Source organism: Oceanicola sp. 22II-s10i, from assembly GCF_002210105.1.
Lineage (GTDB): Bacteria > Pseudomonadota > Alphaproteobacteria > Rhodobacterales > Rhodobacteraceae > Pseudooceanicola.
In genome coordinates, this window is sequence record NZ_AQQU01000003.1 from 278818 (window position 1) to 300267 (window position 21450).

The window sequence follows — 21450 nt, forward strand, 5'->3', positions numbered from 1 at the left end:
TCAGGCCCCGCCGAAATGGCGCAGGAAACTGCGCCGCACGGCGCGGTAGAGGCGCGGGGCCAGCGGTTCGGTCCCGAAGTCGAGCCGCACGAAGGCGCGCCCGTTGAACCGCGTGCCGGGCCGCAGCCCCGGCGCGCCGAGGTCCAGCGCGATCACCGGGTCGAGCGCCTGCGTCTCGTCCGCGGGGTCGAGCGCGATGTCCCCGCCACCGCCGCTGCCCAGCACCGGGCTGGGCAGGTAGCGTTCGACCGCGGGGACGATGCGCAGCAGCGCGGCGTCATGGGTGCCCGCGGTTTCGGCCAGCCGCACCTCGGCCCCCCGGAACCGCCCGTCGACCAGTTCGGCGAGGTATTCCGGGGCCACCGCGCGGATGATCGCGGGGCGGTCGGGCAGGATGTGTCCGACATCCGCCCCCTGCGCGACCCACTGGCCGACCAGATCGGCGGGGGGCGGCAGGTCGACCTCGCCATCCGTCCCGGCATGCAGGGTCAGCCCCGCGATCCGGTCCGCGATCCGGTCCAGTTCCGCCTGCGCCTGCGTCAGCGACTCCTGCGCGATGGCGATCTCCGCCCGGTCGCGGACGCTGGCGATCCGCAGGTCGGCCCGCGCCTCGGTCACACGCGCTTCGGCGGCGCGCCGTCGCGCGGTCAGTTCCGGATCCTCGAGCCGCAGCACGGGCTGGCCGGCGGTGACGCGGGCGCCGGGCGGTGCCAGAACCTCGGCCACGGTGCCGTCGGTTCCGGCCCTGAGCCATGCATTGTCCGGCAGCCAGACGACACCCTCGACCGTGGTCCGGAGCGGCAGGGGGATCAGAAAGACCGCTGCCGCCAGCGCCCCGGCGACTGCCATGCCGATGCCGGTGGCGCGGGGGCGGGCCTCGATCAGCTTGAGGTCGGTGAAGAAGTGCTTCAGCACCCGGCCCGCGGGCAGGATCAGCCCCTGGAAGACCGAGATCGCGGCGAGCGCCATGCCGACCGCGAAATAGGTCCCCGCCACGTAGAGCGCGATCGAGATCATGATGAGCAGACGGTAGACGAAGGCGGCGGGGGCGTAGAGCGCGAAGACCCACGCCTCGAACCGCGTGACGCGGCGGCTGTCGCGCACCGGCAGGGACAGCAGGCGGCGTTTCAGCAGATCGCCCCACCATTTCGACGCGCGGGTGGCGAGGTTAGGGATCTCGATCAGGTCAGACATGACGTAATAGCCGTCGAACTTGAGCAGCGGGTTGCCGTTCACCAGCAGTGTCGAGAAGCCCGAGATCAGCATGGCGTTCCACGCGACGTCTCGCAGCAGCCCCGGTTCCGCCGCCCGCCAGATGAACAGCGCGGCGGCGGCGATGGCGATTTCCGCGAGGATCCCCGCGCCGCCGACCAGCGCACGGGCCCGTTTCGACGGGAAGGCGGCCGAGGACGAGGCGTCGAGATAGGGGACCGGGTAGAACACGAGGAACATAAGTCCGACCTCGTGGCATTCGCCGCCGTAGCGTTTCAGCGCCAGACCGTGGGCCAGTTCGTGCACCGCCTTGACGACGACATAGACCCCGGCGATCAGCATCAGGTTCTGCAGCGCGAGGATCTCGCGCACCCCGCTGGAGGTCAGGTCCTCCCAGCTTCCCGGCAGCACGGCCAGCGCGCTGCCGAGCAGCAGTAGCCATCCCGCTGCGATGACCCAGCCGGCCGGGCCGCGCGCGAGCGGCGCCAGCAGGTCCAGCAGGCGGGTCGGGTCGAACAGGGGCAGGGGGATCGACAGCGGGTTCTTCCAGAACCGCGCGCGCTTCTGGCCCCGGCGCTTTCCCATCCGTTCAACCAGTTCCTCGGTCAGCGGGATCGTGTCGCCCGCCAGCAGGTCGGCCTGGTAGAGCTGGATCAGCAGCTGCACCACATCGTCCTGGCTGGGTGCCCGCGCGCCGAGCCGGTCGCAGGCGGCCTGCCATATCTCGTCAAGCGTGGCCTGACCGCTCATCGCGCCCGCGACCGCCCATGTCTCGGCGGTGAACCGGTGGTGCGTTGCGCCGAGCGGATCGCGCACCACGAACCACGGGTGGCCGAGATAGCGGTGGAGCGTGATGTCCAGCCCCGGCTTCAGGGCGGGACGCAGGGTGGCGACGCGATACCACAGGGCGGAGTGGAACGCCTCGCTCACGGGCGCAACTTCCACAGCAGGATGCGGGTCCGGTCGACGAGGGGCCGCACGATCGCGTAGAGCAGGCTGCTGTCGCCCGCCTCGATCTTGGCGATCCCCTGCAGGCCGGGGCGCAGGTCGGCGGGCGGATCGGTCAGCGCGGCCTCCACCCGGAAGAATGTGCGCCCGTCGCCTGTTTCGGCCACCTGCGCAAGTCGCCTGACCTCAAACCCGAGCTGCCGCGCGCTGAGGCCGGTCAGGGCCAGCGTGCCGGCCGCGCCCGGCTGGACGAGGCCGATGTCGTATTCGCCCACCTCGATTTCGAGCCGGAAGGACTCGCCCGAGGCGATGCGGAACAGCGCGTCGCCCCGGCTGACCGGCGCGCCCAGTTGCTGGGACAGGTCGCCTTCTGTCACCAGCCCGGCCATCGGGGCCCGGATCTCGATCCGCTCCAGCCTACTGCGGGCCAGATCGGCCTCGGCCTCGACCCGCGCGATGCGGGCGGCCAGCTGGCTGAGCGCGGCGCGGTCGCCCTCGGCCTGCGCGGCGTTGCGTTCCTGGATCAGCTTGGCGCGCTCGCTTTCCCATTTCAGCAGGTCGAGCCTGAGGTCGCGGTCATCCAGCGTGGCCAGCACCTCGCCCTGCGCCACCGTGTCCCCGGCGCGCACCGGGGCGGTGGCGATGTAACTGTCGAAGGGCGCCGTGGCGACACGGCTGACGGCGCCCTGCACGCGACCCGTCGCGGTGACGCGCAGGTCGGTCTGCGCCAGTGACAGCCATGCGACAAGCGCCGCAAGCATCAGCGCGATGGCCTTGACCCCCTGATGCCGGGCCCCGAACAGCATCCGCATCGCCCGTGCCGTCCAGACCCGCAGACGACCCGACACCATCCGGTGTTCGCGTAGGCGCAGCCCGATATGCGGGGCGGTCAGGTCGGCGATGTCCTCCAGCCGGGCGCGCTCGGCCTCGGTGAAGGCGGCGTCGCCGTCGCGCGGGGTCAGCCGCTCGGCGGCGAGCACCGCGATCAGCTCTCCGCGCACGAAGAGCGGCACGGTGACAAGGGCGAGGCTGCCCGCGCGGGCGGCATGGGCGGCATGGGCGGCGGTGACGGCGATCGTGTCGCCGTTGTCGGGCCAGGTGACGGTGCGCAGCTGCAGGCGCGCCTCTTCCATCGCCTGCACGAGGCCGCGGGCGGTGTCGGTGCGGTGCTCGACCTCGGCCGTCTGCGACAGGGCGCGCAGGCGGAGCCTGCCGCGGCGGAGCAGGGCCACCCCGACCCGGTCCGCGCGGATCAGCGGCTGAAGTTCATTGACCAGCGCCCGCAGCGCCGCCTCGAGCGAGGCGCCGTCCTCGAGCGCGGCCAGAACGGCGAGGGCGTCGGCCAGCCCGGCCCCCGTCGTCGCGTCCCGCCGCGCGGCCCGTTCCGCGATCAGGCTGTGCAGCCAGCCCATGCCCCACTGGGCCCGGCGGACGGTGCGGCTGAGCATGGCCGACGGCACCACAAGGGCGACCACCGCTTCGGCCCGCCCGGCGGGCGCCACGGGCAGGGCGACCACGCGCCGGTCGCCGCCTGCGGACCTGACTGCCGCGGTGCGATTTTCCCGTGCTTCGGCCACGGCGGATTTCAGCGCGGTTTCCTCGTCCTCGGGGGCGGGCGGGGCCGGGCCGCGCGGATGGCGGGCGGCGGGGGCGAGGCTGCCCTCGGTCGTTTCGAGCAGCAGGATGGCCCGGCTGATCCCGCCGAGGTCGCGGCAGAGCAGGGAGAACCATGCCTCGACGAAGGCCGGCGGGCCGGAGGGGTCCAGAAAGACGCTCCACGCGGCTTCGTCGCCATCGCGTGCCGGGTCCGGGCCGGCGTCGGTCTGCTCGGCCGTCATCATTCAGCCGGGATCCTGTCGGTGCCCCAGCTGTCCGGTCCGCCGCGCCTGCCGTTGCGGTCGCGCTGCGTCGCGGGGCGCTGCGACGCGGCCGCGGCGGCGAAGAGCGGGAAGGCCGCGACCTCGGCCATCGAGGTCTCGACCGCCGCCGTATCCTGCGCGGGCTCCGTCGCGTCCGTGGCATCGGCTGCGGCAGGCGCCCGGCCGAGCGGCGTGAGTGGCGTCAGGGTGATGACGCACCATCCGCCCGCCGGGGCCGATTGCCGTCCGCTCAGCAGGCCGGTCAGGCGGTCGGCAAGTGCGTCGGGCAGGTCCGCGCCGCACCACATCTGCATGGAGACGACGGGCCGTCCCTCGGGATCGCTGTCGGGCAGCTTGAGCTGCTTTCGGTCCGGCAGGATGTCGAAGGCTTCCAGCACCTCGTCGCTCAGCGCACAGATGCGCTGGCCGTCCTCGGCGCCGGTCAGCGCCTCCAGTTCGGCCCGCAGGTCGTCGGGGAAATCGGCGTCCGAGAGCAGGCAGCGTCCCAGAACCTTGTCCAGCGTCGGACCCGCGCCGGTGACATAGGCGATGTTGATGAACCCGCCGGCACCGCCGCCGCCGAAGAGAGCGCCGCCCGCACCGCCGGCCATGCTGACGCCACCGCCGCCCGGCGCCGAGAAGCCACCGCCGCCCGACAGCGAGACACCGCCGCCGCCGCCACCACCGCCGGACGCACCGCTGCCGGTGGCCGGGGGCGTGGCCGGGGTGGTGGTCAGCCGGGTCGGGTCGATCCGCGGGAAGGCGGCAAGCCCGGTGTCGAGCCCCGACAGAACCCGGTCCAGCGCGGCATCGTCGGCGGCGTCGACCGTGCCGTCGGCATTGTAGTCGCCGGGTCGGATCCCGACGTGCACCGCCTCGGCCCCGCCGGTCACGGCGCTGCCGTTGACCGAGACCACCGACAACCCGATCCGCCCGTCCGCGCCGTAGGTCATCGCGCTGGCGGTCCGTCCGATCAGGCGCATCAGCAGGTGTTCGCCCGCCGCCAGCGGGGTGGCGAAGGACACCGTCACCCGGTCCCGCGTCACGCCGTTCTCGGTGACCGAGGTGCGCGACACGGTCATGCCGGGGGCGATTTCACGCAGGTCGTCGACCTCGACGGCGGCGGGATCGGCAAAGATGTCGAACACCAGTTCCCGCAGCCCACCGTCGCTGTCGAAGCGGATCGGCAGGCCGGCCAGCCCGTCGGGGCCGACAAAGCTCTGGCCCGGTGCGGCCAGCGCATCGGCGATGGCGATCACCGCACCGTCGGCCCCGATCGTGACCGTCGCGCCGTGGCTGTCGCCGGGTGTGCCGTCGGCATTGCCGTCCAGATCGCCGAGCGGGCCCGTCAGGGCGGTCCCGCCCGAGGCGATCTCGATCCCGTAGTCGCCCGCCGCCAGCCGCGTGGTCGGCAGGAAGCGCAGACGGGTCTCGGACATCACGACCAGCGAACCACGCACGGTGGAGCCGTCGGGGGCGGTGACGGTGACGTCCGGCGCGGGCCCCGGCGTGGCGGGGCCGTAGAGGTTCAGCGGTCCGACGGCGACCGGCCCGTTGAAGGTGATGTCGATGGCCGTCGGGCTGCCGGTGATCTGCGTGACCAGCAGCGGCGCGGCGAGCACGGTCAGGGGCGCGCTGTCCAGCAGGTGACGGCCGTCCTCGTCGATGGCCTCGACCGTGACGGTGACATCGCCCGCGTTCTCCCACACGTGGCTGGCCGTCCGGGCGTCGGGGGCGAGCGTCGATGTGCGACCGTCGCCCCATGTGACGATGATCGCGGTGACCGTGTCGTCACCGGGATCGGCCAGCGTGAAGGCGATGGTCTGGGCAATCCCGGCCCGCGCGCCGGCGGGCAGGGTCAGGTCGCCGGTCGGGGCGACATCGGTGACCTCGACGGTCAGGTCGCGCGTGGCCTTGCGCCCGTCCGGCAGCGTCGCCTCCACGGTCAGTGTGACGGTGGCGGGTCCGTCGGTGGCGGCAAGGCTCAGCGCCCCGTCCGCGGCCAGCGTGGCGCCTGCCGGGCCCGAGAGCAGTGTAAACGTCGCGGCGACCGGGGCGTTGCCAGCCGAAGCGGCGAGCGAGGTCGTCAGCGTATCGCCCTCGGCCACGGCCAGCGGGCCGGGGTTGGCGATGGTGAGCGGGGGCAGGGTGACGGTCACCGTTACGGTGGCCGGGGTGCTCTGACCGCTGGCGTCGCGGGCGAGGTAGGTGAAGGTGTCGGTGCCGGTGAAACCCGCGTCCGGCGTGTAGGTGAGGCGGCCGTCGGTGCCGACGGTGACGGTGCCGTTGGCGGGGGTCTGCGCGATCTCGGGGGTCAGGGGATCGCCCTCGGGGTCCGTGTCGTTGGCCAGCACGTCGATGATGACGCTCTGGCCCGCGACGACGGTGGCGGCATCGTCGACCGCGTCCGGACGGCTGGGTTCCGTGACGGTCACCGTCACGGTGGCCGGGGCGCTCTGGCCGCTGGCGTCGCGGGCGACGTAGGTGAAGGTGTCGGTGCCGGAGAAGCCCGCGTCCGGCGTGTAGGTGAGGCGGCCGTCCGCGCCGACGGTGACGGTGCCGTTGGCCGGGGGCTGCGCGACCTCGGGGGTGAGCGGATCGCCCTCGGGGTCCGTGTCATTGGCCAGCACGTCGATGATGACGCTCTGGCCCGCGACGACGGTGGCGGCATCGTCGACCGCGTCCGGACGGCTGGGTTTCGTGACGGTCACGGTCACGGTGGCCGGTGTGCTCTGCCCGCTGGCGTCGCGGGCGAGGTAGGTGAAGGTGTCGGTGCCGGTGAAACCCGCGTTCGGCGTGTAGGTGAGGCGACCGTCCGCGCCGACGGTGACGGTGCCGTGGCCGGGCGTTTCGATGACCTCGGGGGTCAGGGGATCGCCCTCGGGGTCGGTATCGTTGGCCAGCACGTCGATGATGACCGGCTGGCCCTGGACCGTGGCGGCCGAGTCGCCGCTGGTCACGGGCCGGCCGTTGGCGACCTGAAGCACGCTGACCGACACCGTGGCCACATCGCTGGCGGTGCTGCCGTCGCTCGCGCGGTAGGTGAAGAGGTCGGGGCCGGTATAGCCGGCGTTCGGTGTGTAGAGCACCGTGCCGTCGGCCTGGACGACGGCCGTGCCGTTGGCGGGCGGGCTGACCAGCAGGACGGTCAGCGGATCACCCTGCGGGTCGGTGTCGTTGTCGAGCACCGCGATGACGACCGAAGCACCTGCGGCGACGGAGGCGGTGTCGGCGCGGGCGACCGGATCGGTCTGCGGGGCCGCGACGGTGATCGTGACGGTCGCGGCTGCGCTTTCGAATTCCCCGTCGCTGACCGCGTAGGTGAAGCTGTCGGTGCCGGTGAAGCCCTCATCGGGGGTGTAGATCGCGCCGCCCGAGGCGTCCAGCGTCACGGAGCCGTTCGCCGGGCCCGAGATCACCCGCCCGGTCAGGGTATCGCCGTCCGGGTCGCTGTCATTGTCGAACAGCGCGATTTCCGCGGCGGTGTCCGGCAGAGTGGTGGCGGCGTCGGGCAGAGCCACCGGCGCCCGGTTGGTCGCAGCGCCAAGCGCCACGTCGAGGATTTCGACCTCGGAGTCGGTCGCGCCCGATCCGATCAGGTCCAGCCAGAGGCTCGTCACCGTCTCGGCCGGCACGGCGGAGAGGTCGAAACGCAGGGTCAGCACCTCTCCCGCGATTGCCTTGCCGTCGGGCCCCAGCCCGGCCACCGCGACACCCGCGCCGCGCAGGACCGTGCCGTCGCTTTGCAGGTTAAAGGCGGCGTCGGCATGGGTCATGGCCAGCGGATTGAGGGGGGTGGAACCGGTCTGGTCCCACGTGGCCAGTGCGATTTCGAACGCGTCCTGCGGGGTGGCGCCGGTGTTGGCGACAAGCGTGGGGCGGAGGCGGATCGTCAGGGTGCCCTGACCGGGTTCAAGCGTGAAGTCCTGCCGTGCGCCGCCATCCGTCGGCACGCCTTCTCCAAGGGTCAGCGTGCCGCCGGTCACCGCGGCGGTCCCCGAAAGGGCCCAGCCGAATCCGGCATCCTCGCCATCGGCGATGTCGAAACTGCCGTTCCGGAACGGGCCACCGGAGGGCGCCGGGTTGCCGGGGGCCGAGACCCGGTCGCCGTCGATGTCCTGCCGTTTTCTGGCAAGGTCGATATACCACGTCGCCAGCTCACGCGCCTCGGCCACGGTCGGTGCGTTGGCGCTGTCGCCGAGCGCGAGTGCGATCAGCTTCTTCTGGCGCTCGCTGATCACGGTCGAGAAGGGTTTCGCCATGATCGAACCCGCATCGCCCTCGGGCATCGCGGAGCCGTCCGTGGCGTATTCGTCCATCAGGCCGAGGGTGTGCAGCCATTCATGCGCCACGGTCAGACCGATCCGCTCGCCGAGGTCGAGGAGGGTGTTTTCCCACGAGACTGTGGTGTTCGGGCGTGTCCGTTCGGCCTGCACGTCATAGGCAAGGCTGCGGATGGCCGCGTCGATCGGCACGGTGATGTCGGTCAGGTCCGAGGTCTTGAGGTTCAGCGCGGCGCGCAGGCGGGCGAGGATCTGCGCATCGGTCAGATCGTCGCGCAGGACAAAGGGGGCATCCGCATTGACCAGCCCGCCGAACGTCGCGCGGTCGGCGTCGAGTTCGGTGGTCGCTCGGGGCGCGGGATCGAAGACCGTGCGATTGCCCTGGAACCAGGCAACACCGGCCGTCGCCTCGGGCACCTTGAGGCTGTCGAGGATCGGGTTGATGTAGACCTTGTCGCGGAACGCATGTTCGGAGAGTTCCAGCAGGTCGGCGTCGACAAATGCACCCAGCCCCGCTTTCAGGCCCTTCAGCAGCCCCGCTTCGATCCTGAGGTGATAGGGCTCGGGCAGACCGGCGCCGCCGCTTTCAGGCAGCTGGTTCAATATCGGGTCGTAGAGGTGGGCCACCAGTGCGATCAGGCCATCGGCGGAACTGCCGAGCTCGGCGCCACGGAAGGTGTCGGTGCCGTAGCTGTCGCGCAGCAGCGTCAGCATATGGTCGATCTGATCCATGTTGGGATCGAGCTTGTGTTCGCGGAACGCCCGCGTGTCGATCCGGATCGTGCCGATCTCGGACCTGCCGTTGGTCAGCTTCAGATTCGCGTAGGCCGGGACATTCGGAAAGACCGGCTGCAGCTTTTTCGGGGCGAAGGTCAGGGCCTTGTCCACGGCACTGGCGGCGGCGGAGTTCAGCGTGAACCACGTCGACGTCCGCGAGCGGCTGCCGGCGGAGCTGTCGAAGCCTTCGATGGTGGCGTCGAACTGGGCGGTTCCCTTGACGGTGAACGCCGCGCTCTTGCCCTCCTGCACCGGGGCGAAGCGCAGGATGCCGTCGATGGTGCTGTCGTCTCCGATGTCGAGGACGTAATGGATTTCGATCTCGCGCCGCGATTTCTCTGATCCGTCGGCACCCAGCTCGACGATGTCGAACGATGTCGAGATGATACCCGCCTCGGCCATCTTGCGCAGCTCTTCCAGCGGGAAGGCGGTCGAGATCTCCAGCGCGATCCGCTGGTTGACACCTATGGTCATGGCCTCGGACTGCGTGCCTTCGATCGCCAGCGCGCCGCTGATCGCGTCCGTGTTCGGCGTGTGCTGGGATTCCGGGTTGATCGACCGGGTGTTCGCGGTCGCGACCGTCCGACGCAGCGACACCCACGACGGCAGGCCGCCCTCGGCGGTTTCGATGCGGAACCGCGAGGCCGTGGAGCCGTGGTTGGCAAGGATCACGCGGTTGCGGTTGTGGCCGTCGACAAAGACGCCGTTCGTTTCGCGGGCGATCGCCTCCAGCCCGCTGCGGTTGGAATCGGTGTTGTTGCCGTTGAAATTGGTGTCGAAGAACAGCTGGCCGTCGTTGTTGTCGCCGCTGTCGTCGGTCACGACCAGCCCGCCGGTCCCGATATTGTCGATCGAGACGGCATTGGCCCGCGTCCCGATATACTTGAACGTCAGCGTGCCCGCCGACCCGGCGACGCCGGAGGTGTCGACGGTCACACGGGTCGGAGTCCGGCTCATCTGGCCGAGGGAGATCGTCTCGCCTCCGCCGACCTGCGGGAGGATCTTGGCCTCGCCGTCCATGGGGGTGAAGACGACCTGCAGGCTGCCGTCGTTCACGCCGGCGAAGATCTCGGGAAACTTCACGGTGAAGCTCAGGGATTTCTGATCGCTAGGCATGTAGAACCGGTCAGAGGTCTGTTCCCGCTTCAACAGGGCGTCCGAGCCGATCAGCAGCGACATGTCGAGCAGGTTGGCCTGAACCCAGCTGATCATGGTCGGAAGCAGCGTTTCCAGCAGGGCCCGCGTGAACTGCTTGCCGGGGCTCAGCGCCTTTTTGTCGTCCGCCCCGAGCGCTTCGGCCCACGTGGGGTTGAACGCGTCCTTGAAGCTGCGCTGCGCGTAGTCCTTGCGGATCTTGTCGCGCAGGAACTGGTAGTCCGCGATGGTGATTTCGCCGTCGAGCCAGCCCTCGAACAGGGCGGGACGCAGTTCGGCCTCGAAGAACTTGAGGAATGCGCGGGCGTCGAGGTTTTCGGACAGGACGGTGAGCAGCTTGGACCGGCTGAGCAGCGTGATGTTGCGGAAGATGCCGATGATCGAGGTCTTGACCGTGTTGAAGATGTTCTGGGCCGCGTTGTCGCCCGCATCGCCAAGCGCAAGGCTGTTCCAGTAGATGTCCAGCGCCATGCCGTTCCAGGCCTGCATGAAACCGCCGGATCCGCCCTGCAGTCCCCAGCCGGGCAACTCGTAGCCATGCGCGTCGCTGCCGAACGGCATGATGAAGCGGCCGTAGATCGGTCGGAACGAGCTCTGGAAGTCGCCGTTGAAGATCACCGGCACGGGGCTGTCGTTGTTGCCGATCTCGGTGTTCGAGATCGTGCTGGCATCCGGGCGCACCAGACCTTCGCGCACCGGGCGGAACGCCGATCCGCCACCCAGTTTCGAATAGAACCAGCCGGTGCCGATGCCTTCCCACGGGCTGCGGTCGACATAGGGGCTGAACTGGCTCAGCCCGCGCGCGTCCGGGCCGGTCACGGTGCCGAACTTGACCTTCTCCTCGAATTCGCGGGCGATGTACCACGATCGGGGATTGAGCCGGGCCGGTGATGTGTCGCTGTAGAACCGCGACAGCACCCCGAGCGCCGAGGTCGGGCCCATGATCCGGTCGTAGTGATAGAGCGACCGCCAAATCGGATCCTCGTCGCTGCCGGCCACGGAATACGTCTGGCGGTTCACATCCGCCGTGCCGCCGTACCAGCCGAGCGCGCGGTTGTGCGCGGTGCCCCATCCGATCGCCAGTTCGCCGAGCGCGCCGAGGTCGAGACCTGGCCACGCGTCGTCCTCGATGAAACCGGGCAGGCCGGTCAGGCGCTTGTTGATGTCCGCTTCGGCCAGTGCGCGGCCATAGACCGTCAGGCTGAACTGGTTGGGATTGGTCACGAAAGCCAGGTTCAGGACGGGGATCTTGTCGATGCCGAACGTCTTGAGCGCGGAATCGTAGGACGGAATCTCCTGCGGGACCCGCTGGTAGTAGTTGTCGGCAAAGTCGACGCCATCCCAGATCCGGACATCCGGATCCTTGAAGTCGGACCAGTCGAGCCTCGCCCAGCCGATCAGGTTTGCGAACCGGCCCAGCTTCTTGGCCGCCGCGCCCACCTTCTGAAGCGCCTTGGCCACCGCCGGGTTGATCGCGACAGTGCCGAGCGCAAGCACCCCCGACGCGGTCGCGAGGCCGTCCAGGTAGGCCTTGACCGGCAGGTTCTTGGTCAGGTCCACGCCGTCATGCGGATCGATCGTGGTGAACTGGATGTCGTTGTTCTTGGTCGTCGGCTTGTGGACGAACATCCGCTGCACGATTTCCGAGTTCACGACCGCACCGCGCCCGTGGCCGATGAAATGCCAGTCGGCGGCCATCAGGTTGCTGCCGACCTGGCTGTCCAGGTGCAGGAGCGAGGCGAACATCGCGCTGGCCGCCGCTTCGGCAAAACCGGCGTCGTTGATCGATCCTTCGGCGGACCAGTCCATCAGCAGCACCAGCGGACCGCCCTTGCCGTCGTTCAGGCTGCGGCCCGGCGTGGCGGACTTGAACAGCCCGGTGTGCTGATCGTGCAGCAGCAGCAGGCCGCCGGTGTTGTTGGCGATGTCCTCGCCCAGTGTGAAGGTGACGCTTTCCGTCGGTCCCCCGGCCTGGAACAGGCTGAAATCGTGGGTGATGACGGTGACGTTGCTGATGGTGGTCGAGGCCGGTTCGGGCTGGGCCAGCTTGAAGCTCTCCGCCAGCCGCATGACACGCTTGTCCCCGTCCAGCACCTCGACGCCCCAGAAGTATGTCTGGCCGCGCGTCAGCTCCAGCCCCGGCGGCAGGCGGAAGGACACCATGCCGTCGGCGCCGGGCGCTTCGAACTTGCGGGCGTAGATGCGGTTGCGGTTGCCGTCGCCGAACAGCAGCCGGCCCAGATCGCTGCTGTCGCCCGGCACATCCGAGGTGGCGATCGCCGGGAAGTCAGTGTCCCAGCGGAAGCCCGCGTCGTAGAGCTTGCGCAGGGTCTCGTCGTCGGTGTCGTCCGGGAACAGCCCCAGTCCGGCGGGCACCGCGGCAAGGAAGAAGTTGCTTTCGTATTTCCGGTCCCCGAGGTCCCATTTGAAGGTGGGCCGGATGTCGGTGACACTGTCCCCGATGGTGGGCGAGACAAGTCCGAGGAACGGCGCCTGGCTGACGATGTTCTCGACCCGGCCGCCGGTCGAGAGCGGGGCGTTGGCCTCGGTCTCGCTCCGCCAGACATAGTCGCCCCCGCCGGTCCGCCAGATGGCGTAATCCGCAGCGATGTCGATGTCGGTGTTGATCCCGTCGCGCGACGAACGGGTAAAGAAGCCGACCGCGCGGTTGGTCAGCGGGCCTCCGCTTGAATTCTCCCCGACGGTCGCAAGGTCGTCGAACGGGTACAGATAGGGCAGCCGGAACATCTCTGCCGAGCCGCCGAAGGAATAGGCCTCGATCACCGCCGTCAGCGCGTCGATGTCGTAGCCGCCGATCAGGCCGGTGGATCCGTAAGCGCCGTAGAGCGTGCGCGCGTCGCCCGAGATCGCGACCCCGGTGCCGAAGGCGCCGGTGATCGGGCGCAGGATGCCGAGGACCTCGGTTTCGATATCGGGGTAGTTGCCGAACGGATCCGCGATGACGCCGATCGCGCTGCCGGGTTGATAGATCTCCTGCACCCGCACGCTGTCGAAGAACGCGGGTTCGTAATCCGGATCCCGTTCGTGATCCTGTTCGACGAACCGGTTCTGCCCCATGATGAAGGCGAATTTCAGATCCGGCGACAGGGCGATCCCCGACGCGTCATTCAGTGCAAGCGTGTCGTAGAAGGTCTGCAGGCGGAACCCGATGTCCGATTGCAGATCGCCGACGATCCGGTCCGGTTCGAGCGAGAAGCTCTGGGTTTCCTGAACGATCCAGCCGTCCGCCGTGCGGCGCAGCACGACCACGCCGTTCGCGCCCTGACGCGCCGACTTGTCCGTGACGATGACGCTGGCCTCGCCCTGGAAATTCGTGACGGCCTGCACGTCCCACGGGTGCCTCAGCGGCAGGGTCGAGCCGATCGCTTCACCGTTGGAGGACTGCGTGACGTTCTCCAGCCGCAGCACCTGGTTCGACTCGCTGAACAGGGAATCCAGCTTGTCGCCATGGGCCTGCCGTGCGGCGGGAAGCGGCTTTGTCTGATGCAGCAGGAATTCCCGCAGGGGCGGCATGTCGTAGATCAGGACACGGCCCTGACCCTGACCTTCGAACACCGATCCCTTGGTCTGGGTCAGGATCAACTGGCTTCCGTCGGGGGTAAAGGCCATGCCCCGACCGCCGTATCCGCTTTCGCCATAATAGGCGGTGTGGACAACCTTGTACTGGTTTTCGCCCTTGGTCAGCTGGATGATGTAGATCGCGTTGGTGTTGTAGTCGTTGACCAGCAGGAACCGGTTGGTCGGATCCAGCACGAGGTCGAAGGGCTGTGCCGTGGTCGGATCCCCGTTCGCGTCCAGCGGCCCCAGCTTGATGAACGCGGTGACGTTGTTGTCCAGCTTGTTGTCGACGTCGATCTGGCCCCCGGCCACGAGGTCGACAACCGCGACACCTCCGGCCCGCTGCAGGGTCACGAAGGCCAGGTTGGCCGAGGCGAGCGTCACGAGGTTGCGAGGCAGCGCCTGACCCTTTTCGGTGATCGTGTTGCCGTCGCCGTCCAGATGACCGATCGGGATTTCCAGAACGGGGGCCGGTATGTCCGAGCCCGTGTCGTCCCGTTCGATCAGCACCAGCCGGTCGACCCCGGCACTTGCGATCCGTGTCCCGAGCGCATTGTTGAGCGGGCCGTCCTGCACGATGGCGACCGTGGCCTTGCCGTTGTTGCCGATCGTCACCTCGTTGGACGCCGCATAGCCGAGGCCGCGGTATGTGTCCTTGGCGATGCCGGCCGAGATCGTGGGCGGGGGCGGGTTCTCGGCCGTGAAGGGCCGGATCGCCGGATCGAACCGCAACACCCGGACGGTGCTGCCGCCCAGCGACGCGCCCTTGGGCACGCCGACCAGTTCGATGACTTCGAACCCCGACTCCTCGGACGTGACATTGACCTTGACGACCACCGCTCCGTTGGCGAGGCGGATTTCGTTGGTGTCGGTGTCGCCCGAGGCCATGAGCCCCTCGATCCGGGCGCGCAGGGTGGCGACGTCGGCGTCCTCGACGCTGCCATAGACCACCCAGGTCGAACCGGTGTCGCCGGTCTGGGTCTTCACATCCGATGACGGGTTGGCCGGGGTCTGGGTCCTGAAATTCGATCCGCGCAGCGTCACCACGACCGGGCTGTTCGGCTTGCGCGTGACCTGCACGCGCTGGATCGACGGCGAGCTCTGTTGTCCCAGCCCGTCGGCAAAGCTGGCCATCGACACCACGAAGTCGACCAGCGGCCCCAGCGGGGTATACTGGATTTCCACCGTTTCGCCCTGCGCGATGCCGCTCGGGGTGATCCGGCTTACGTGCACGTCGGTCTGGCCGGTCGGCACGTTCAGACTGACGAAATCGCCGTTGACGCGGCCGCCCACATGGGTGCCGCCGAACCCGGCCACCATCCCGGCGAAGGGCGCATCCGCCTGCGGACGGGCGACCTGCACCTGTCCGTTGACGGTCTGGACGCCTTCGGACCGGATCCGGGACACCGACGCCTTGAAGTTGGCATAGAGCCCTTCACCGGTCAGCGAGACCGTGCGCGCCTTGCCATCCGCGCCGACGACACCGGTGGCGACTTCCTCCCATCCCCAGACCCAGCCTTCGGCGGTCGGCAGCAGCGCCTGCTTGTGGAACACGACCCGGTCGCCTTCCTGGAATCCGGTCGGGATGGCAAGCTGCACCGGTTCGCCGAGCGGCCGGTCGTCGAGATCGAGATCGAAGGCCGCCCCGAACTCGAAGCCGAACCCGTCAGGGATGCGCGGAATGTCCAGTTCCTCGGGGCCGATGGCGGTGATCCCGGCGTTCAGCGGCGCGAACAGCGCACCCGGCGGGATCAGCACCTCGTAGCCCTCGGCATTGCGGATCACGCCGCCCTCGGCGCCGACCTCGCTGCCCGAGGCGGCCGCGGCGGCGACCATCACGTCGACGATCTGTTCCGTCCCCTGCCAGATGATCGTGATCTGCGCCGTCCCGGCGCGGCCGCCGGTCACGTTCCCGTTCGCGTCGACGGCGGCGACCGAGGCATCCGAGCTGTAGAAGGCGGGCAGGGCGCCGTCCTCGGGGTCGGGCGCCTCGCCGCCGGGATCGAGCACGCGGATCTGCTGTGTGCCGCCGCCCGCCTCGACCGTGACGGCGGCCGGGATCGGCTGGAAGTCGAGGAAGGACAGGAAGCTGGTCACTTCGCTCTGTTCGCCGACCTGCAGCACCGTGACGGCGGTGGTGTTGCCGCGCCGGGCGATCAGGGTCGTGGTGCCGTCGGCCAGGCCCAGAACCTGCCCGTCATCGGTCAGCCGCGCGACGGTGGTGTCCGACAGCGACAGCTGCAGGTAATCGGCGGGCAGGGGCACGTCTGTCGCCCCGTCGGCGAAGCTGGCCGAGAAGCGCAGCGGGAAGCTTTCGCCGATGGCGATCCGGGGCACGCGGGTGACGATGTCGATGCCGGTCAGCGCGGGGTTGGTCACCTGAACCGGGATCTCGACGCGCGAGGCGGACCAGCCGTCGTCGGCGATCAGGACGATCTGCGCGGCACCGGTAAAGCCCGCCTCGGGGGTGAAGATCACGCTGCGCCCGTCGCGGGCGATGGTGGCCGTGCCGCCGGTGGCGCGGGCGACGGTGGCAAAGATCATGTCGCCCTCGGGATCGGTCAGCAGGTCGGTCAGGTCGGCCTCGGCACTGATGCCGGCATAGGCGGTCATGCCGGTGCCGCTCGCCTCGGGCGCGCGGTTCGCCGTGGCGCCGATGCTGCGGGCGTAGAGGCCGCGGTCGGTGGCGTCGGTGTCGCCGTCGCCGTCGATGTCGGCGGGCAGCAGCGTGGCGTCGTCCGCGTCCACGTCACCGTCGCGGTCCAGATCGCCGACCAGCGACAGGCGCGCCTGCCTCTCGCCCGCGGCGCCGGTCAGGGACAGCAGGTGCAGGCCCTGCGTCTCGGCGGAGAAGAGCAGCGTCGTGCTGCCGCCCGAGGTGCTGCGGGCCAGAAGGGTCAGGCCGGTCTGGGATGCGCCCGCCTGAACTTCGCCCGCGACCTCGAGCGCCAGCAGGACCGGGCCGCCCGCGACTTCGCTGCCGCGGATGTCCAGTGCCAGCTGTGCAGGCGTTTCGCCCGCCAGCGTGATCGCGAAGGGGGCCGCCGCCGCATCCGACAGCGGCGGTGCGATGCCGGCCAGCGGCCGTGCGGTGCCGCCGTCGAACCACATGCCGGTGCCGGTGTCGGCCAGCAGGCCGCCCTGTGCCTCCCATGCGTAGCGGACCGAAGCGCCGCCGACCTGCCGGGCCAGCACCATCTGTCCCTGATCGTCGTAGCGGTAGACGGTGCGGCTGCCGTCGGCCAGTTCCAGCGCCTCGATCCGTCCGCCCGCGCCGCGTTCGAAGGTTGCCAGCAACTGGCCGTCGTGGCTGAGCCCGCTGTCGCTGACGCGCATGACCTCGCCATCCGCGAAGGTGACGGCGCGCACCTTGCCCGCGCCGGTGAGGGACCATGCGGTGCCGTCGGGGCCCGTCAGGGTGAAAATCGCGGTGTCGAAGGTCGCCGGGGCCCATGGCGCGGCGGTGAAGGGGTCGAAGAACCGCCCGCCCGACAGCGCCAGCCACGGCGCCGCGGCCTCCAGCGTCCAGCCCGGTGCGGCGGCGTCGGTGGTGAAGACCGGTCGCGCCAGCGTGCCGCCGCCGAAGCGTTGCGTTTCCGCACCCACCGTGAAGCCGACGCGCGGCCCGTTCGGCAGGGTCAGCTGCAACCGGCTGTCGAGCGCCATGCCGCGCGGGGCCCCGGTGTCGCTGCGCCCGGTGTGACCCGGTTCGACGGCGAGCGCGAGGCTGTCCCAGTGCGCGATCCATGCGCTGCCGAAGACACCGGTCTGGCCGCCCGAAACCATCGGGTCGTGCCTGCGGGTCAGGGCAAAGCTGTTGTCGCCGACCCGGACCACCGCGTCGGTCGCCTGCGCGAAGGGGGCGTCGGCCTTGGTCTGGCTGGCGATCTCGACCGACTGGGTGGTGACGGTCCGGCGTCCGCTGAGGTCGGTGGCGTCGAGCACAAGGTCGTAGAACCCGTTGGTCAGCAGGGCGGGGTCGAGCGTGGCGAGCGCCCCGCTCAGCGGTTCGGTGCCCGAGGCGATCACCGTCTCGTCGCCGGTCAGCAGGTTGCGGGCCGTCAGGTGCCACGTGTCGAGCGCCGCGTCCTCGATCGTGCCGAGGATCGCAACCGCCCCGGTGACGGGGGCGTGACCGATGGTCCGCTCGATGCTCAGCACCGGCGGCGCGGTGTCGGCGGGGTCGCGGACGCGGATCACGGTGTCCGCCCGTCCGGTGGCGCCGTTGGCCCCGATGGCCTCGGCCCGGACCTCGATCCGGCCGGGCGTGCCGGTGGCGATGGTGATGCTGCCGTCCGCCGCAAGCGGTGCGGCCACGCCGTCGACGAACACCCGCAGGCTGTCTACGGGGCCGAGGCTGTCGGCACGGACGCTCAGCGTCACCTTCTGACCCGGCACGACGGGGAAATCCGGCGTCGCGATCAGTGTCACGACCGGCGCTTCGGGCAGGGCCGTCACACGGACCAGCAGCGGCGCGCGCGTCGTGGTCGACCCGTCCGACACGGTGACGAAGATCAGGGTGTCGCCCAGCTGGTCGACCGAAGGCGTCCAGCGCAGCCGCCCTGTGGCGGCGTTGAGCGTCGCCCCTTCGGGCAGGCCCTCGGCCGCCCATGTCAGGGCGTCGTCGGCATCCGGGTCCTCGGCGGCGAGCCTCAGGTCCAGCGCATCGCCCAGCGTCAGCAGGCGGCTCTGCGCCGCGACGACGGGCGCGCGGTTCACGTTGTCGACGATCACCGTCACCTGCCGCTCGGTCTGCGCGCCCGAGGTGTCGATGGCGGCAAAGCGCAGGTCGCGGGTTCCGGCGTCGCCATAGCCGGGCGTCCATGTGAACAGGCCCGTGGCCGTGTCGAAGGCCGCGCCGTCCGGCAGCGGCGTCAGGCTTTCGAAGCGGATCGGGTCGGCATCGGGGTCCGCGCCGATCAGCTGGATCGTCAGCTCGGTTCCTTCCCGCCCGCGCTGGACGGGCAGGGGCGTCAGGATCGGGGCCGCGTTGGTGTTGGTGACCTCGATCGAGATCGTCTCGCTGGTCGAGGCGCTGCCGTCGGTGACGGTCAGGACGATATCCTCGTAAAGCCCCGCCGCGAAACCGCCCGGTGTCCAGCTCAGCAGGCCGGTCGTCCGGTCCAGCGTCGCGCCGCCAGGCAGGCCGGTGGCGGTATAGGTCAGCGCGTCGTCGTCGGGGTCGATGCCCGACAGCTGCAGCGACAGGGGCTCGCCCTCGGCGACCGTCTGGTCGCCGACCGGCAGCAGCACCGGCGCGCCGTTCGCGGCCCGCACGGTCACGGTCAGCGTGACGGCATCCGACCCGACCGGGCCCGCGCCGTTGTTGCCATTGTCCGCGACGCGGATCGTGATCTCGTGCGCGCCCGCCTGCGCGGCAGTCGGGGTCCATGTCAGGGCCGCGCGACCGTAGAACGTGTCCGGCGTCAGCATCGCGCCGTCCGGCAGACCCTCGGCCGAGAAGGTCAGCGGATCGCCGTCCGGGTCGACGGCCTGCAGCGGCAGGGTGAACGGCTGGCCGATCACCGCGACGGCGGCGTTCAACGTGGTCAGACGCGGCGGGACCGACGCGGCCTCGACCGACAGGACGAAGCTCTGTTCGTCCATACGCACATCCGCCGCCTCGCCGCCGCCGTCGTCGGTGGCGGTGATGCGGATCAGGTAGTCGCCCCGGTCGAAGGCCTCGGGCGCGAAGACCAGCGTGCTGCCGTCGAATGTCGCGAAGCCGGTGTCCGGGCCGAGCGTCATCGCCTCGACGTCGATGCCCACGCGGTCGGCGCTGGCCAGCGGCACCAGCGTCGCGACTACGGTCACGACGCCGCCGTCGCCGTCGGTGACGTTGACCGGCACTTCGATTGTCTGGCCCGCGTCGACGGACCGGTTCTCAAGCGCCTCGATCTCGGGGGCGAGGTTGAGGTTCAGCACCTCCAGTTCGAAGCGCGCGCGCGTGGTGGCAGGCGTGCCGGTGCCGTCGCCGTCATCGGTGGCGATGATCGTCAGTGTGTGGAGCCCGGCCTGATCGAGGCCCGGTGTCCAGACCAGTTGCGCCGTTTCCGCGTCGAATGTCGCGCCATCGGGCAGGCCCTCGATGGTGTAGGTGACGGGGTGGTCGGCGATCGCGTCCGGTATCTCGTAGAGCGAGCCGTCCGCCAGGCGGATCGGGGGCAGCCCGCCGGGATTGTCGGGATCCTCCGCTGCGAGGTTGAGGCCGAAGGGCTGACCCTCGACGATCTGGAACCGGCCGAGATCGGAAAAGACCGGCGCGGCGTTGGCATTGGTGACAACGATCCGTGCCACGGACTCGGTCACCGTCGCGCCGTCCGACACGCGGACCGGGATGTCGTAGGTGCCCCGCTGGGTATAGCCGGGGGTCCATTCGAAGACACCGGTTTCCGGGTCGATCGTCGCGCCGGGCGGCAGCATCGGGCTGAAGTAGCGCAGCGTCGTGCCGGGATCGGCGTCGGTGGCGGTGATGGTGAAACGCAGCGGATCGCCTTCGCGCAGCGACCGGGCCGGGATCGGGGCAATGACCGGCGGCGCGTTGCGTTCCGCGACCGATATGGTGACCGGCAGGGTGCTGGTCATCTCGCCGTCGCTGACCGTCAGGCGGATGATGTGGACGCCAGCCTGCGTATAGTCCGGTCGCCAGGACAGGATGCCCGTCCGGCTGTCGAACCGCGCGCCCGGCGGAAGGTCCTGCGCCAACGCCACCACCTGCCGGTATTCCGGGTCGCGGGCGAAGTAGATGGCCTCCAGCAATTCGCCTTCGCCGACGGTCAGGCTCTGTTCCGGTTCGAAGAAATACGGGGCCGCATTGCCGCCGCCGATGTCGATGGCCCAGGCCACGTCCGCGAAGGCGCCCCGGTTGTCATAGACCCGCACCAGCACGCCTTCGCGCGTTGCGTGCTGCGTGCCGGGCATGAACCGCACCTCGCCGGTGTCGCGGTCGACGGTCAGCCCGTCCGGACCCGCGATCAGGACAAAGGCGAAATCGCCGCCCTCGTCATCCTCGACCGTGATGGTGCGCACGTATTCCTCGCCCGCCTCGGCCTCGGGGTCGGGGGTTTCGGGCACGCGGGGCGGGGTGTTTTCGGGCGGCAGGGCATAGACCCCGTGACCGACCGCGATGTGCAGCCCCTGCGGCGCGACGAAGGTGGCGGTGGTCGCCGTCAGCGTGTCGCCGGGACGGAAGAGGCCGCCTTCGGGCAGGTCGGGACCCAGCTCGATCAGCCACAGGTCGCTCGACCCCTGCGCGCCAACGGCCGCGCCGTCGAAATACTGCGCCGGATCCAGCACCAGCCGCAGCGGGACGACCAGATCGTCGCTGCCGGTGTTGGTGACGCTGACGTCCCACGATACGGTCCCGTCGGTGCGGTCCCGCCGGGTGGCGCTGAAGGCGATGTCGACCGCGTTGCTGAAATCGGTCAGGACGGTGAAGCGGCTCTCGAACGAGGTGCCGATCGCTAGTCCCGCCTGCGTGGACACGCTGTCCGTGATCGACAGCGTGTAATCGTCGGTCGGCAGGCCGTCGACCTCGAGCGTCACCGTCCGGCTGGTGGTGTCGTAGCGGATGTCGAGCAGGGTGATGACGACACCGCTGGCGGTGCTGAGCAGGTAGTTCGCGGGATTGAGGACCG

At 69.9% G+C, this 21450-nt stretch carries 3 protein-coding genes (1 of these 3 only partly in view); all 3 read right to left on the minus strand.

Going from position 1 to position 21450, the window contains the following annotated elements; genetic code table 11:
- Tightly spaced (each overlapping or abutting the next), the 3 genes in view from ATO6_RS11480 to ATO6_RS11490 form a layout consistent with a single transcriptional unit that may run on beyond the window.
- Positions 1-2142 carry an HlyD family efflux transporter periplasmic adaptor subunit gene (locus ATO6_RS11480; protein ID WP_141101972.1) on the minus strand — a complete coding sequence of 714 codons (2142 nt, stop codon included), beginning with the start codon at positions 2140-2142 and terminating at the stop codon, positions 1-3.
- On the minus strand, positions 2139-4001 hold the full coding sequence (locus tag ATO6_RS11485) for an HlyD family efflux transporter periplasmic adaptor subunit (protein ID WP_088624139.1): 1863 nt from the start codon (positions 3999-4001) through the stop codon (positions 2139-2141). Before ATO6_RS11485 ends, ATO6_RS11480 begins: the two co-directional genes overlap by 4 nt.
- Positions 3998-21450: the 3' portion of an Ig-like domain-containing protein gene (locus ATO6_RS11490; RefSeq protein WP_141101973.1), read on the minus strand. It continues 15343 nt past the right edge of the window; the window shows 17453 of its 32796 coding nt (coding positions 15344-32796); the start codon falls outside the window, past its right edge — the gene reads right to left on this strand; it ends in the stop codon at positions 3998-4000. The genes ATO6_RS11485 and ATO6_RS11490 overlap by 4 nt, the downstream gene beginning before the upstream one ends.

Bases quoted from the DNA above. Each gene is read 5' to 3' on its own strand.
- ATO6_RS11485 (WP_088624139.1), bottom strand. From the start codon at position 4,001: ATGATGACGGCCGAGCAGACCGACGCCGGCCCGGACCCGGCACGCGAT.